Annotated in this window: 12 protein-coding genes, 1 tRNA gene and 2 pseudogenes; 8 read left to right on the top strand and 7 right to left on the bottom strand. The window is 39.8% G+C overall.

The window, feature by feature from the left end; all coding sequences use genetic code 11:
• Positions 1-19: 19 nt before the first annotated feature.
• From ACE1CI_RS19820 to ACE1CI_RS19805, 4 genes are all read right to left on the bottom strand, one after another.
• Entirely contained in the window at positions 20-439 is a 420-nt protein-coding gene (locus tag ACE1CI_RS19820; RefSeq protein WP_413262516.1) for a secondary thiamine-phosphate synthase enzyme YjbQ, read from the bottom strand.
• Positions 440-487: 48 nt separating this feature from the next.
• Positions 488-1,576, bottom strand: coding sequence for a glycosyl transferase (locus tag ACE1CI_RS19815; RefSeq protein WP_413262517.1), 1,089 nt, complete (start codon positions 1,574-1,576; stop codon positions 488-490).
• Between the two features lie 115 nt (positions 1,577-1,691).
• Entirely contained in the window at positions 1,692-2,861 is a 1,170-nt protein-coding gene (locus tag ACE1CI_RS19810) for an aminotransferase class V-fold PLP-dependent enzyme (RefSeq protein ID WP_413262518.1), read from the bottom strand.
• 6 nt (positions 2,862-2,867) lie between these two features.
• Entirely contained in the window at positions 2,868-4,163 is a 1,296-nt protein-coding gene (locus tag ACE1CI_RS19805; protein ID WP_413262519.1) for a class I SAM-dependent methyltransferase, read from the bottom strand.
• A 142-nt stretch (positions 4,164-4,305) separates the two neighbouring features.
• On the opposite strand from ACE1CI_RS19805, the gene ACE1CI_RS19800 reads away from it, so the two are divergent.
• Complete coding sequence (locus ACE1CI_RS19800; RefSeq protein ID WP_413262520.1) at positions 4,306-5,766, top strand: TM0106 family RecB-like putative nuclease; 1,461 nt, start codon at positions 4,306-4,308, stop codon at positions 5,764-5,766.
• 96 nt (positions 5,767-5,862) lie between these two features.
• Here ACE1CI_RS19800 and ACE1CI_RS19795 read toward each other — a convergent pair.
• A pseudogene (locus ACE1CI_RS19795) lies at positions 5,863-6,582 on the bottom strand (RtcB family protein); the annotation flags it as partial.
• Positions 6,583-6,893: 311 nt separating this feature from the next.
• Positions 6,894-7,814: pseudogene (locus ACE1CI_RS19790) on the bottom strand (Hint domain-containing protein); the annotation flags it as partial.
• A gap of 293 nt (positions 7,815-8,107) precedes the next feature.
• On the opposite strand from ACE1CI_RS19790, the gene ACE1CI_RS19785 reads away from it, so the two are divergent.
• The 6 genes from ACE1CI_RS19785 (at position 8,108) to ACE1CI_RS19760 (ending at position 12,410) form a co-directional block, all read left to right on the top strand.
• Complete coding sequence (locus ACE1CI_RS19785) at positions 8,108-8,995, top strand: class I SAM-dependent methyltransferase (RefSeq protein ID WP_413262523.1); 888 nt, start codon at positions 8,108-8,110, stop codon at positions 8,993-8,995.
• A 61-nt stretch (positions 8,996-9,056) separates the two neighbouring features.
• Positions 9,057-9,785 carry an HAD family hydrolase gene (locus ACE1CI_RS19780; protein ID WP_413262524.1) on the top strand — a complete coding sequence of 243 codons (729 nt, stop codon included), beginning with the start codon at positions 9,057-9,059 and terminating at the stop codon, positions 9,783-9,785.
• A 72-nt stretch (positions 9,786-9,857) separates the two neighbouring features.
• Positions 9,858-9,930 (top strand) — tRNA-Ala (locus tag ACE1CI_RS19775).
• Between the two features lie 179 nt (positions 9,931-10,109).
• Positions 10,110-10,343, top strand: coding sequence for a hypothetical protein (locus ACE1CI_RS19770; RefSeq protein WP_413262525.1), 234 nt, complete (start codon positions 10,110-10,112; stop codon positions 10,341-10,343).
• Between the two features lie 77 nt (positions 10,344-10,420).
• Positions 10,421-11,491: an amino acid ABC transporter substrate-binding protein gene (locus tag ACE1CI_RS19765; protein ID WP_413262526.1), complete on the top strand. Its 1,071-nt coding sequence runs from the start codon at positions 10,421-10,423 to the stop codon at positions 11,489-11,491.
• A gap of 10 nt (positions 11,492-11,501) precedes the next feature.
• Positions 11,502-12,410 (top strand): amino acid ABC transporter permease, encoded by a 909-nt coding sequence (locus ACE1CI_RS19760; protein ID WP_413262527.1) that lies wholly within the window; start codon positions 11,502-11,504, stop codon positions 12,408-12,410.
• 9 nt (positions 12,411-12,419) lie between these two features.
• Here ACE1CI_RS19760 and ACE1CI_RS19755 read toward each other — a convergent pair whose 3' ends face one another.
• Entirely contained in the window at positions 12,420-12,770 is a 351-nt protein-coding gene (locus tag ACE1CI_RS19755; RefSeq protein WP_413262528.1) for a hypothetical protein, read from the bottom strand.
• Positions 12,771-12,869: 99 nt separating this feature from the next.
• Here ACE1CI_RS19755 and ACE1CI_RS19750 point away from each other — a divergent pair, with 99 nt between their 5' ends.
• Positions 12,870-13,919, top strand: a complete 1,050-nt coding sequence (locus ACE1CI_RS19750; protein ID WP_413262529.1) for an amino acid ABC transporter permease — start codon at positions 12,870-12,872, stop codon at positions 13,917-13,919.
• Positions 13,920-14,341 lie beyond the last annotated feature (422 nt).

The raw sequence follows: 14,341 nt of genomic DNA, 5'->3' as shown, positions 1-14,341 counted from the left end.
TGGAGCGGTTTAATAATCCTTAATCCCCAGAAATATGCACCAATAATTCTCTTTGATGACTTCTTTGACGATGTTCCCAAATATAAATTCCTTGCCAAGTTCCTAACGCCAATCTACCTCGATAAACTGGTATTTGTTCCGAAGTTTTAGTTAAAACTGTGCGAATATGTGCTGGCATATCATCTGACCCTTCGGTAGTATGAATATACAAGCGATTATCTTCAGGAACTAATTTAGCAAAGAAATTAGACAAATCTGTTAATACATCAGGATCGGCATTTTCCTGAATTATTAAACTCGCGGAAGTATGACGCAAAAACAGCGTGCAAAGTCCGGTTTCTATGCCAGATTCAGCAACTACTGATTCAACTTTAGAAGTAATTTTATATAATGATTTGCCTGCGGTTTGGATTTGCAAGAGTTTTTGATAGTGAGACATGATTATTTGGGTAGTGGGTAGTGGGTAGTGGGTAGTTGTGCAAATAGATTAATTAGTTTTAAAATGGTTAACTATGGTTTGGGCGATCGATTCCGTACCATCTTTTTTGATCGTATCTTCTGATTGGCTGGGTGGCTGTAAATCTTGGCGCAAAAATTCCCAATTACTCTCAAAAAATTCCCCTGGTTTAATAATTTGATGATAGCTGTATTTTTGAATGCCTTCTAATAATAATGGCGATTCAGCAAAACCTTCTCTAATTAAGGTGACAATGGGAGTATTTAATCTGATTGCTTCCGAAAAAGTGCTAAATCCAGGTTTAGAAATTACTCTGCCACATATTGGCATAAAATCTATGGGGCGGTAGTTAGGTTCGGTAATTTTAATTATGTTAGGATAATCGGGGGCTTGGCGATCGAACGCGATAAATTTCCAATCAGGAAATTGCTGAAGATTTTGATAGGGAATTTGTTGCAATCCTAAGCCGCCAAAACTGAGTAAAATAGTTTTTTCTTTCGGACTCTTAATGCCAAATTTGTCGCGTAATTCTTCTAAATTGTAGCGAGGAGTACCTCCAGTTAAACCGCGATCTTCTATAATTGGAAAAGCGCTCATTGGTTCGTGCATTGGTAGGCGGAAAAGGCGATCGCACTGACTAAAACAATCATTAATCCAATCCGCCATTTCGACAAATTCTCCGCCCCAAGGACTATAAATAAAATCCCAACCAAAGTTGCCAATCATCCAACAAGGAATCCCCGCATTTTTCGCAATTACTGGCGCTAATGGGGGAATGTCCGCTAACATTAAACTCACGCGATTTTGCTGAATAAAACCCACTTCGCCTGCAATTATCGATCGCTGTTGTTGCCGAATTTCCTTCAGTTTTTGCAAAGTCGCTTCTTTATCCATATTGATGCTATCAGACTGAATCACACCAATATCAAATCCGCGAGGACGATGAATAAAATCTCCGGGAATATAAGATTCTAATAACCAACGGGGCGCGGTTGTTACCAGTATTAGTAAGATTTCTGGATTTAACCTTTGAATTTCGGCTGCAACAGAAGCGGTTCTTGCTGCATGACCAAAACCGTGATTAGTGATAGAAATGTATATACTTGGTCTGGAAGTCATCAAAGATTTTTACTTGAAAATTCACTATATATGAGCGCACGGATTTCCATTCTCTTAGGATACCATAAAAAGTACGTTGTTGCGCTTTAGCGAAGACAGCGCAACAACGTACTTTTTATTTTTTAATTTCTTCTACCAAGCGATCGATTTCTGAAGGCGAGGTAAAGTAATGAACGCAGGCGCGAACACAATCAGGAGAACGCAAAGTGCGAATGAGAAAACCTTGCTTTTCCAAAGTTTGCACTAATTCCCGGTGACTAACTCCTTCAACTTGAAAGGAAACTAAACCGGATTCTGGGGGCGAAGTCAGTAAACATTTAACATGAGGAAGTTCAGTTAACTGTTGCCAAAGATACTTGCTTAAATTACAGATTTGCTGATAGCGTTCTTGTGGAGAAGCGATCGATTGATGAGTATTAATTGCTGCGGTTAATCCACAATATAAAGGATAGGCAGAAGTCGCAACTTCAAAGCGTCTACCATCTGGTTGCCAACATAGACCTTCTTTACTGTAGCTTAAGCTGCGCCAACCAATAAATGTAGGATGTAAACTTTCTAAAGTTTCTGGGTTTACATAAAAACCGCCCACACCTTCAGGGCCACATAACCATTTATGACCTGTAAAAGCGTAAAAGTCAACGCCTGTTTGGGCCAAATTTAAAGGTAACATTCCCACAGATTGGGCAGCATCAATTAAGACTTTTGTTTCCGGGGAATTTTGCCGACAAGCTTGGACAATTTCAGTTAAAGGTAATACTTGTCCGGTGTTCCAAAGGACGTGACTTAATACTACTAATTTGGTGTTAGGTTTTAAGTGTTTGGCGATCGCCTCCACCAAATCTCCCCCATCCAGAGTTTCTAACAGATTGCAGCTATCTACTTCAATACCAAATCTGCGTTGAATTTCCCCAATAGTTGCTACAACTCCAGGATGTTCGCAGTCAGAAAGAAGTACGCGATCGCCACTTTGCCAATCAATTCCCCACAATCCAATATTGCACCCTACAGTCACATCTTCAGTTAAACTAATAGTGGCAGGTGAGACATTTAATTCTTTGGCGATCGCTTCTCTAGTTTGTTGCGATTTTTGCACTACCCAAGCATAAATTTCTTCAGAAAAAGGCCCTACATTTTGGATATACTGAAATGCTTGAAAAATGGCATCAAGTGCTACTTGTGACATTGGACCTTGACCGCCATAATTGAAATAAGCTTTACTCGCCAAAGCTGGAAATTGTTGGCGAAATTGTTCTAGGGAAGTTAGTGCTGGGAAAACGCTATTCATTGACATTTAGACTTGGTTATTTGCAGAAGGATTACCCAATATCAGGTGTTTGATAGGACTAAGAATGGATTTTAATTTGCCGATCGTTGTAGGTTCTGGGGGAGTTTCTGGAGGAGTTTCTGGAGGAGTTTCTGGAGGCAAAACCATTAAATCTTGTAAGGCAGCTTCAATGAGACTAATCAACATCACTCGTTCTACATTGTTGCCACAAATCATCTTCACCATCAGCAATTCTTTAGAGAGATCTGTTGCTGGATCTAGATAGAAAGAACAAGTCCAACCAGAAATTAAAGCCCTTTCATCTTTGAGGAATTCTACTACATCAGGTCGCGGATAACAGGGTTTACATTTTTGCACTAACTGCCCATTCAGGAGAACTTGTACTTCTTTAACTTCATTAGTCCAGCTAGTATCTGCTGCCCAACCTTTCAGGGTAAGTTCATCATGTCTGGTGTAGCTACAAAAGTCAACAAAACCCCTTGGTCTTACTCCCAGATTTAAGCTAGAAAAATCTAATTTGGGGTCATTAACTACTAAATACAAATCCTGAATTAATAGCCCTCTTTTAATGCGATGATAAAACCCTTTGCCATTGGAAGCTTTAGCGATCGCCTCCGCCACAAAAGATTCTGTCACCCAAGTCGATCCATACTCTTCCGTACTTAAAGAACGACTCTCACTATGAGGGACAAAACAAATACCATTATCTGGCATTACCTGTTCTGGTGGCATCAATACCACATCATGAACAGTAAACATTAATATGCCATTAGGAGACAACATACTATATAGTTTTTCTAACCAGGGAACAAAGGTTTTTTCTGGTAGATGGCTGAACAAAGAAAATACAAAAATACAATCATACTTTCTCTCCACCGGATAATCCTTTGGATCTGTCACCGAAACAATGCCATTCACTCCAAATTGGAGTTTTTGGAATTCCACTGCTTCTGCATAAATATCCGACACCCAAACTTTTTCCGGGGGCATTTCTCGGACTAAATAGCGAGTCATTCTGCCATACCCGCAAGCAAAATCCAAGAAAGAGTTAACATTCTCAAAACCTTGGAATTTCCAATTTATAATAGAAGTAACTCGGTTGAGTACTTCCTTACCAGACATGAAATATTCTACTAGCGCCCGATTTCTATTCCCATGAAAAGCCTCTTGCAGATACAAAAACATTTCGTCTTCTGCATTAACGCTGACGTTAAAAGTATCGGGTGAGGCAATTTGATCTAAAACAAAGGCTTTGACAATGAAATTCTTTTCTTCCCAAGTGTGCGCGTATTTAAATTCCACTTTCTCCTCACAAGTTCAATCTGGATATATTAGATTTAACATAATAGTAGGCTGCCTAACTGACCTTAGAGTCGGCGATCGCGTAGCGTGCTCTCTTGCATATCGCAAATTCGCTACAAAAAATTTTTCATAGTCTAAAATAATGCTCCTAACTGCTGAACTGCTGCTGCAATACCAACGCTGTCATCGACGGGCGTTTCTCGATCTTTATGGAAACAAGCAAGAACAAGACCCGCCCAATGATTTTCAGTTAAAACTCCAACGCGATCGCCGGACACATCAAAAAACTGTTCTTAGCGAACAAACATACCACAAACCAGAGTACCCGGACAAAGATTGGCAAGCTGGCGCACAGGCTACTTTATCATTAATGCGTCAGGGTGTCGAGCGAATTTACAGAGGAATTTTAATTACAGAGGTCAACGAAAATCCCCTCCTCAGTTATCACTCATCAGTACCCATTACCCTGCTAAGTTTTCCCGATTTATTAGTAAAACAACCAGGAAATTCGATTTTTGGAAATTGGTGTTATATTCCGGTGCAAATAGAATTAGGAAAACGTCCCAAGCAAGAATACAAAATTGGTGTAGCATTTCACGCCCATGTTTTAACAGCAGTACAAGGAGTAAAACCTCCGGCTGCTTGGTTAATTTTACGAGAAAGACAACCTTATTTAGTCCATTGGGAAAATTGGCTACCGCCAATGCAGAAAATTATCCAAGAATGCAATCAAACGTTACAGCAAAGCGAAACTCCAGAAGTATTTATTTCCCGGCAAAAGTGCAATCTCTGTCATTGGTATAGTTCCTGTTATAGCGTAGCCAAATCCCAAGAACATCTCTCACTTTTACCCGGTGTTACTCCCAGTCGCTACAACTATTTGCAACAACTGAATATTCAGACGATAGAATCTTTAGCTAATGCTAACTTCACTGATTTAGAACCAGCCTTTGGCAAACAAATCACCGAACAATTATTGCGACAAGCTCAAGCAAAGTTAAACAATCACATAATTTTCAATTACCAAGATTCGATAAATTTACCAAATTCAGATATAGAATTATATTTTGATATTGAATCTCAACCAGAAGCAGACTTTGCTTATCTTTTAGGGGTTTTAGTTGTAGATACAAAAGCTCAAACCAAAAACTTTTACCCTTTATTAGCAGAGGATTTTCCAGAAGAAGAGGCAACTTGGCAGCAATTTTTAACTTTAGTTTGGGATTATCCGCAAGCACCAATATTTCATTTTTGTGACTATGAAGTATCGATGGTTAAAGAATTAGCTAGACGCTATAAAACACCGAATCATTTATGGCAACCTTTGTTAAATCGCTTAGTTGATGTACATGAAAAAGTCACCCAAGCAGTAACATTACCGATCGAAAGTTATTCATTAAAAGCGATCGCCCGTTGGCTAGGTTTTAATTGGCGCAATCCCTCAGCCAGTGGTTCCCAAGCAATTTGTTGGTATGATGAATGGTTGAAGACAGGCGATCGAACTTTTTTAGAGAAGATTGTCACTTACAACGAAGATGATTGTTTAGCAACCTATTTAGTGAAAGATTGGCTAACTAAAACCCTAAAAAAAAGTTCGTTGTAAGCGCTTCAGCGCTATACCCACTGAAGTGGGTACAACAAACAGGTTCGTTGTAAGCGCTTGAGCGCTGCACCCACTCAAGTGGGTACAACGAACAAATTAACCTTTCACGCAGAGAACTTGCTTCAAAGTCGCTACAACTTCTACCAAATCAGATTGATTTGCCATCACTTGTTCGATCGGCTTATAAGCCCCAGGAATTTCATCCAAAACTCCCCGATCTTTGCGACATTCCACACCTTGAGTTTGCGCGATCAAATCATCTAAAGAGAAGACATTTTTTGCCTTATTTCGAGACAATAAACGCCCGGACCCATGCGAGCACGAACAATAACTTTCATGATTTCCCTTCCCTTTAACGATGAAAGATTTTGCTCCCATCGAACCAGGAATAATCCCGTAATCTTCCTCTCTCGCTCTTACTGCACCTTTGCGAGTAACGTAAACATCCTCACCAAAATGCACTTCTTTTTCCGCATAATTGTGATGACAATTCACCTCTAATAAAGGTTTAATTGGCTTTCCACCAGCTAAATGTTTTTCCACAATTCGCTTGACTCGCGCCATCATCACATCACGATTAAATCGAGCATAATCTTGCGCCCATTGTAAATCGTGCCAGTAAGCAGTAAATTCCGGTGTTCCCGCTACAAAGTAAGCTAAATCTGGATCTGGTAACTTAATGTTTGCCAGTTTCGCTAACTCTTTCCCAGTATCAATATGATTCTGGGCTAACATATTTCCAATGTGACGAGAACCAGAATGTAGCATTAACCAAACTTGGTTTTCTGTGTCTAGGCAAACTTCTATAAAATGATTCAATTTGTTACTAATTGCTTGCTAAGTTTTTTTAGTCTCCACAGTCTGAGTTCAATACTGCTTTGACTTCTACCTAGTTGCAATCGACCAAGACATTTCTGCTTGGTTCTATACCTTCCTATTCGGTATAGTTCGGAGCACACCTTCATCCTAATTAATTAGGATGCCCAAGTCCCTCTGCTCTCTACGGGGCGTTTTACCGCTTCCCTCGGTATTAGCAAGTAAATCATATAAAGATTTACTCATTCTCAGCCTTCACCGATTTGGACGAGTTTTGATTACTGTATTACTACAGTAAGGGGCAATCTTTTACCCCCTCCAAGAGAACCTAATTGTTTTATGGCTTTACTTTCTAAGCGTTGTACGCCTGAATGTAAATCCTTAAAATCTTGCCAACCTTGCCAATTGCTGACGGCTTTTTCAACTTCTTTATTCTCCTCAAATCCAACAGGAATTGCTGCTTCAATGTCGAGGCGAATTTTCTTCAGTTTGCCTTCTAATTGTTCGGCGGTAAAGGGTGTTTTAATTGCCATCATTCCGCAGTTGTGAACAAATACACCCGCTGTTAGTGCAAAGTTGCCATATTCGGGAACAGCTAAACAGTAAACATCTTGTCTTTCCTCTAATGCTATAACTTCTACTACTTTGTGGTTGTAGGCATGAGAATAATTTTGTTGAATTAATGTATAGCCATCTCGCTCAATTCTGGAGTAGAAAGGCATTAAAGATGTACCTTGTTTTAATTCACTCGCTTGCTGATAAGAACCATCTCTTAACATGAATTGATGGTCGGGAGTGCATTTAATTTCTTCTCCATTGTCGAGGACTACTTTGATTAATTCTGCATTATGTCGAGTAAGTCTGGCGATCGCTTTAGCAGCAACAATTTTTCCGGTTTCAGTGCAAGAATAAGTAATAACTTCTTGCTGAGATTTAGCTAATTCTGCTATTGGGTAAGATTTACCATCAACCAGCGGAATTAATGTATCACCTGTAAAGCAACCAATATCGACCCCGACAGCCGCAGGCATAATTGCATCTTTAGTAGCAATTACTGAACCAACTAATGCTCCTTTTCCTAAATGAACATCGGGCATTAATGCTACGTGCTTAAACACAAATGGCAGAGATGCAACGTTTTTTGCCATCTTGGTTTCATCAGAACTTAGTTCATGATTCGCCCAAGAAAGCACAGGTGTTTCTGTAGAAATTGCTAGTTTTTCGTAAGGCATAAATTACAATTTTATTAATGACAAAAACGCAGAAAAACTCCTCTCGATCCTAACAAAAGGTGAGAGTTGGGACTCTTGAATTATTTATACTACAATACTACATAATCAGTTGAGCTTTGTCCAGTCTGTAGGCTGGTCAAATAAATGTAGAGACGTTGTATACAACGTCTCTACATTTATCGAAAATCTAAAATCGAATGACTACCCACAACATATCGGCAATCTATTAACATTTGTAAACAGAGCTATCTCAGCTATTCTCTAGAAATTTTAGTCAATACCGAGACAAAGCAATGCCGATCGCAAAAGAAACAATTTGGGAACGTTTTTTAGCACCATTAATTCGTCCCTTAATTGACGAACAGGGGTTACAGCGTTTTTATGAGAGCGTAGATTGGGAAGCAGAAGCCTCGCGCTTCCGTCAGCCAAATTTAGAATATCCTGAATATTACAGCAGCCAGAACTTTCACGGAGTCAAAGGCGGATATCTCAACCCTGGCGCTTCCGTTTCTTACGATCCGGTGACACAATATGTTTTAGCGCCGAATGAAACTTGGGTGAGACAGGGGTTAGTCGATCGCATTGGCGGAAAACCCAGAAGGATTTTAGACTTAGGCTGTGGTACAGGTTCCACAACGGTTTTACTCAAACAAGCTTTTCCTGAAGCCGAAGTCATCGGTTTAGACTTGTCGCCTTATATGTTATTTATGGGCGATCGCAAAGCCAAACAAGCCGGACTGCGGATTCAGTGGCGACATGGAAACGCCGAACACACAGGTTTTCCCAACGCATCCTTTGACGTAGTGACAGCATCTTTGCTGTTTCACGAAACTCCTCCAGCAGTTTCTCAAGCTATTTTGCGGGAAAGCTTCCGGTTGTTAGTTCCCGGAGGACAAGTGTTAATTCTCGATGGAAATCAGAAAACCCTGCGCCACACCGAATGGTTGACGGAGATTTTTGAAGAACCTTACATTAAAGCTTATGCGTCGGGAAATGTTGACGCTTGGATGGGCGCAGCGGGATTTGAAGCAGTCGAAACACAAGAGCATTGGTGGGTGAATCAGATTAGCCGAGGGATGAAACCTATCCCAGGTGTAGAAATCAATGCCACAAAGCCTTCCTACCAGCAAGTAGGCGCTGATTTTTCAGGAATTCCTGCACCAGCTTTTGATACTCTATGACTTAAACTGAGGAGAAAAACAACCCAAAATCTAAAATCTAAAATCTAAAATCTAAAATCGAATGGCTCTTAAGGCAGTTTTGTTTGATTTTAACGGCATCATCATCAACGATGAACCAATTCATGAGCAGCTGATTGAGGAGATTTTAATAGCAGAGAATCTGCGACCGAAACGGGGCGAATTTCGCAAATATTGCTTGGGAAGGAGCGATCGCGCCTGTCTAAGCGACCTTTTCTCCCATCGAGGTCGAGTACTTACACAAAGTTACCTCAATCAGCTAATTTCCCGGAAAGCTCAAGCTTACCAACAACGCATTGCAGAAATGGCAGAATTGCCTATTTATCCTGGTTTGGAAGACTTTATTGTTAAATTACTTGCAGCTAATCTGAAAATTGGTTTGGTGACTGGGGCATTGCGATCGGAAGTCGAAGTAGTATTAAGTCGGGCTAACTTGGCGCAATACTTTTCTGTAATTGCTTCCAGCGATGATTTGAAAGTTAGTAAACCAGAACCAGATGGTTACTTATTGGCAGTAGAACTATTAAACCAAGAATTTGCCAATCTTGACCTGCAACCCGCAGAATGTTTAGCAATTGAAGATACCCCAGCGGGTATTACCGCTGCTAAACGCGCCGGAATGCAGGTGGTAGGAGTAGCAAATACCTACCCATTTCATCTAATGCAACGCCAAGCTAATTGGACTGTAGATTATTTTTGGGATTTGGAATTGGAGCGCCTCCAGGAAGTGTTTTCTCAAGAAAAATTTCAATCGATCGTCACGGAATGTTAAAATAAGTTTTTGATGGTTAAAAGTCCTTTACTCGTCGCTAAAAGACTTGGAATCGCCAAAAACAAGGTAAACGGGGAATTAGCTCAGTTGGTAGAGCGCTGCGATCGCACCGCAGAGGTCAGGGATTCGAGTTCCCTATTCTCCATCTGGTATAGCCTCTAGGGATTGAGACATGATTTAATAAGTACTGACTCACTTGTAATCAAGATATTGTTCGATTTATTAAGCGATTTGTAAATCTTGTTTCAACTTGTGTTGCCTACTGTTTGGTATGACAATTATTGGCTATCTTAAAACATAAAGCAATAGTTAAGAGGAGATTCCATGACTCCGTATATGCTCCGGCAAATTTGGTCTTTGATTGAAGATACCCAATCGAATATACTGCTAAAGCTAGATGACGCTAGTTTAGTCCAATGGCTGCTGAAACAATTGAGAAATCAAGGTTCTTTGAGCAGTAACGAAGCAGATATTTTGAGCGATTACCTGCATTCAAAATTAACCCTGATTCGTGATTTAGCCCAAGAACGTCAATCTGGTTGGCAAGAAAGCCACTAGTTGTAAAGTAGGTTACATTTATCTCTCTTACTCTCTATTTAGTAGGGAAAGCAAAGGAGAAAACAAGCACAAAATATATGCGGATATGGTGTTGCAGGATACTAATCACAATACCAATATTGTTGACTCTAATCAGTTGTGGTGGGGAATCGAAAAAAACTGCCGTTTCACAAGATGCGAGTACTACACAACAGGTTAAAGGTCGGTTAGAAACGATAAAAAATCGTGGCAAACTAATTTGCGGTGTTAGTGGAGAGTTACCCGGTTTTAGTTTTGTGCGTGCAGATGGTCAATATGCTGGGTTAGATGTAGATATTTGTCGAGCGATCGCAGCTGCTATATTTAACGATCCTAACGCCGTCCAATTCCGCAACTTGAATGCCAAAGAAAGATTTACCGCTCTCCAAACAGGTGAAGTAGATGTTCTCAGTCGTAATACTACTTATACTTTGGGCAGAGATACTTCTGTAAAACTGGAATTTGCCCCCGTAGTTTTTTACGACGGACAAGGCATGATGGTGCGGAAAAATAGTGGGTTTAAAACACTCGAAGATCTCAAAGGTAAACCAATTTGTACTCAAACGGGCACAACAAACGAACAAAATCTTGCCGATCAAATGCGTCGGCGAGGATTATCTTACCAACCCGTAGTTTTTGAAGATGTAAATACGGCTTATACTGCTTATGCAGAAGGTCGTTGTGATGCGGTAACTTCAGATCGATCGCAGTTACTTTCCCGGCGCACAGCATTACCAAAACCCCAAGATCATGAAATCTTAAATGTGGTAATGTCGAAAGAACCATTAGCCCCAGCAGTAGCCGAAGGTGATGCGCGTTGGGCTAACATTGTTAGATGGGTAGTTTACACCTTAATTGAAGCTGAAGAATTAGGTGTCAATTCTAAAAATGTGACGCAATTAATCAGTAGTAAAGACCCGATATTCCGCAGGTTTTTAGGAGTTGAAGGAGGTTTGGGTAAAGGTTTAGGTTTAACTAATGATTTCACAGTGCGGATCGTTAAATCTGTAGGTAACTACGGCGAAATTTATAATCGTAATTTAGGGCCAAATACAAGTTTGAAGTTAGACAGAGGTCTAAATAATCTGTGGAATAAAAAAGGTTTACTCTATTCACCTCCTTTTCGCTAAAGCCTGATTTATGTGGAATAGTAACCGTTTTTGGCGCTGGTTTGGACAAATATTATTAATCCTGCTAGTAATAATTCTAGCTATATTTTTATGGGGAAATTTCACCGAAAATTTGCGCCAATTAGGTTTGCAGTTTGGATTTGATTTTCTGAATTTACAAGCTGGTTTTGATATCGGTGAAAGAATTGTTAATTATAAATCTACTGATAGTTTCGCCGCCGCTTTATTTGTCGGTTTGATAAATACATTGCGGGTAATGGCGATCGGTCTAGTGTCAGCAAGTATTGTAGGAATTATTGTGGGAGTAGCACGACTTTCGGATAATTGGTTAATCCGAAACTTGGCAATGATTTATGTCGAAATTCTCCGCAATACACCTTTATTATTGCAACTGTTATTTTGGTATTTTGCCTTTTTTCTCAAGTTACCCCAAAGAGGAAATCCGATTTCTTTGTTTGGCATAATTTCCTTATCAAATCAAGGTTTATTACTTCCCGGCAAAATTGCCCTTTACCCAGAATTTTTAACTTTAATTTTAGGGCTAACTTTATATACAGGTGCGTTTATTGCCGAAATAATTCGTGGTGGGATTCAAGCAGTACCGAAAGGACAATGGGAAGCGGCGCGATCGCTTGGATTAAAACCTTTACAATTAATGAGGTTAGTAATCTTTCCCCAAGCTTTAAGAGTAATTATTCCCCCATTAACGAGTCAGTATTTGAATTTAGCGAAAAATTCTAGTTTAGCAATTGCGATCGGATTTCCTGATATTTATGCGATCGCTTCTACTACCAACAACATTACCGGGCGAGCCGTAGAAGTTATCCTAATTATCATAATAACATACCTGACAATTAGTTTGAGCATTTCCCTGCTCTTAAACATTTATAATCGGCGGATTCAAATCAAAGAAAGATAGGAGGATTAACTAAAAAGATGGTAATTGCTGATTGTTTTGGATTTGTGCGATCGTCACCTCTAACTCGTTAATATTTCCTTCCATTGAGTGACAATAATGAGATAAAGAATCCATCGTCATCAAATTAGACTTCGATCGAGAAGCTGCCATTTCAAACAACTGTTTAGTCAGCCTTGTATAATTAGCCCTAGCTTGTTCCGTAACGTTTTGTAGCAGATCTAAATCAGCAATACTTGCATCTGTTTCCCCAAACTCTTCCCAAATCCGAAATCCCAAATTACTAGCTTGATAAGTTAATTGCAGCAGTCGCTTTTCTAAGTTAAAAGCAATAGTTAGAGCTTCTTCCGGTAATTCTGCCATAAGATTTGTGTTAAGCCTTGAAAGCTAAAGGAGATTATCCGATAATAAACTATGCTCCATTAAGCATCATATTATAACATTCCTCAATTCTTAGCGAATATGAATGATGCCAATAACCCTCCACCCTTAAAAATTAGAAGCAGAACTCTTAACTGGTTACTAAAAAACCTGTTTAACACCTGGTACAACAGTTTATTAACTCTGATATGCCTTTGTATAATATTTATCTTTGGAAAGAACTTCTTAAATTGGGTATTTAACCAAGCACAATGGACAGTTGTCACCACCAATTTACGATTGTTTTTGGTTGGTCGTTATCCCGTTGATTTAACCTGGCGAATTTGGACAATCGTCGGAATTATTATTACACTTACTGGGGTAACTTGGGGAGCATTAACTAAACGGTTTCTCGCTCAAATAACCAGTTGGCTTCCCTTAATTTGGGCGCTATCTTTTCCCCTAGTGATGTGGTTAATTGGCGGAGGATTCGGATTAAAACCAGTTGGTAGCGACTTATGGACAGGTTTATTATTAACGTTAATCTTAGCAATTATTAGCATTGTGCTTTCCTTTCCTTTAGGCATTGTGTTAGCATTAGGAAGACAAAGCGACCTGCCAGTAGTGCGGATATTCAGTATTATTTACATTGAACTAATTCGGGGATTACCGTTAATTGGTATTTTGTTTATAGCGCAGGTAATGTTACCTTTGTTTTTACCATCAGATTGGAGATTAGATCGGGTAGTAAGAGCGATCGCAGGACTCACACTCTTCAGCGCCGCATACATGGCAGAAAACGTCCGAGGCGGATTACAAGCAGTCCCTCGCGGACAAACAGAAGCAGCCAAAGCATTAGGATTAAATCCGGTTTTAATTACCTCATTAATAGTTTTACCCCAAGCGTTGAAAGTAGCAATTCCCTCAATTGTCGGTCAATTCATTGGGTTATTTAAAGATACATCTTTGTTAGCGATTTTTGCATTATTGGAATTGACGGGGATAGCGCGATCGATCTTAGCGCAACCAGAATTTCTCGGAAAATATGCTGAAGTTTACTTGTTTGTGGGTTTGATTTATTGGGTATTTTGTTATTCAATGTCTTTAGCGAGTCGGAGGTTAGAAAAGCAATTAGGTGTAGGACAGAGATAAGAAATAATTGAACCGCAAAGGACGCAAAGAACGCAAAGAAGAAGACTTGCACCTGCGGTTGCGAGCCCGCCCGGAAATCAATTTCCGGGCTAATAGCTTAAGTCCATTAAAATGGACTGAAAGCATAAGAATTTTAAGTATTTAAGACTTACGCACTGACACTAAATAATGGTGCGTTACGTTAGCACTAACGCACCCTACAAATAGAGCTTTTGCGTCAGTCCTATATTTAGTCCTCTTTAGAGGAGTTTCGCTATTAGCCTGCGAATTGATTCGCAGGCGGATTGTGGGACTAATGCAAGATCTAAATCTACATTCATCTGCGGTTAAAATTTAACTCATTCCAAAGGAAACCCAGGAATCAACTCATCAATTTCCCCCATAATTTCCCTAGTTTCCTTCAGCGCCACCACAACCCGTTG

Origin of the sequence: Floridaenema flaviceps BLCC-F50 (assembly GCF_041929275.2) — a bacterium.
Classification (GTDB): Bacteria; Cyanobacteriota; Cyanobacteriia; order Cyanobacteriales; family Aerosakkonemataceae; genus Floridanema; species Floridanema flaviceps.
This window is presented reverse-complemented; position numbering and strand designations above follow the sequence as displayed.

What these genes read in the sequence shown, in the direction of transcription:
- ACE1CI_RS19820 (WP_413262516.1), bottom strand. Translation starts at nt 439, where the DNA reads ATGTCTCACTATCAAAAACTCTTGCAAATCCAAACCGCAGGCAAATCA.
- ACE1CI_RS19815 (WP_413262517.1), bottom strand. Translation starts at nt 1,576, where the DNA reads ATGACTTCCAGACCAAGTATATACATTTCTATCACTAATCACGGTTTT.
- ACE1CI_RS19810 (WP_413262518.1), bottom strand. Translation starts at nt 2,861, where the DNA reads ATGAATAGCGTTTTCCCAGCACTAACTTCCCTAGAACAATTTCGCCAA.
- ACE1CI_RS19800 (WP_413262520.1), top strand. Translation starts at nt 4,306, where the DNA reads ATGCTCCTAACTGCTGAACTGCTGCTGCAATACCAACGCTGTCATCGA.
- ACE1CI_RS19785 (WP_413262523.1), top strand. Translation starts at nt 8,108, where the DNA reads ATGCCGATCGCAAAAGAAACAATTTGGGAACGTTTTTTAGCACCATTA.
- ACE1CI_RS19780 (WP_413262524.1), top strand. Translation starts at nt 9,057, where the DNA reads ATGGCTCTTAAGGCAGTTTTGTTTGATTTTAACGGCATCATCATCAAC.
- ACE1CI_RS19770 (WP_413262525.1), top strand. Translation starts at nt 10,110, where the DNA reads ATGACTCCGTATATGCTCCGGCAAATTTGGTCTTTGATTGAAGATACC.
- ACE1CI_RS19765 (WP_413262526.1), top strand. Translation starts at nt 10,421, where the DNA reads ATGCGGATATGGTGTTGCAGGATACTAATCACAATACCAATATTGTTG.
- ACE1CI_RS19760 (WP_413262527.1), top strand. Translation starts at nt 11,502, where the DNA reads ATGTGGAATAGTAACCGTTTTTGGCGCTGGTTTGGACAAATATTATTA.
- ACE1CI_RS19755 (WP_413262528.1), bottom strand. Translation starts at nt 12,770, where the DNA reads ATGGCAGAATTACCGGAAGAAGCTCTAACTATTGCTTTTAACTTAGAA.
- ACE1CI_RS19750 (WP_413262529.1), top strand. Translation starts at nt 12,870, where the DNA reads ATGAATGATGCCAATAACCCTCCACCCTTAAAAATTAGAAGCAGAACT.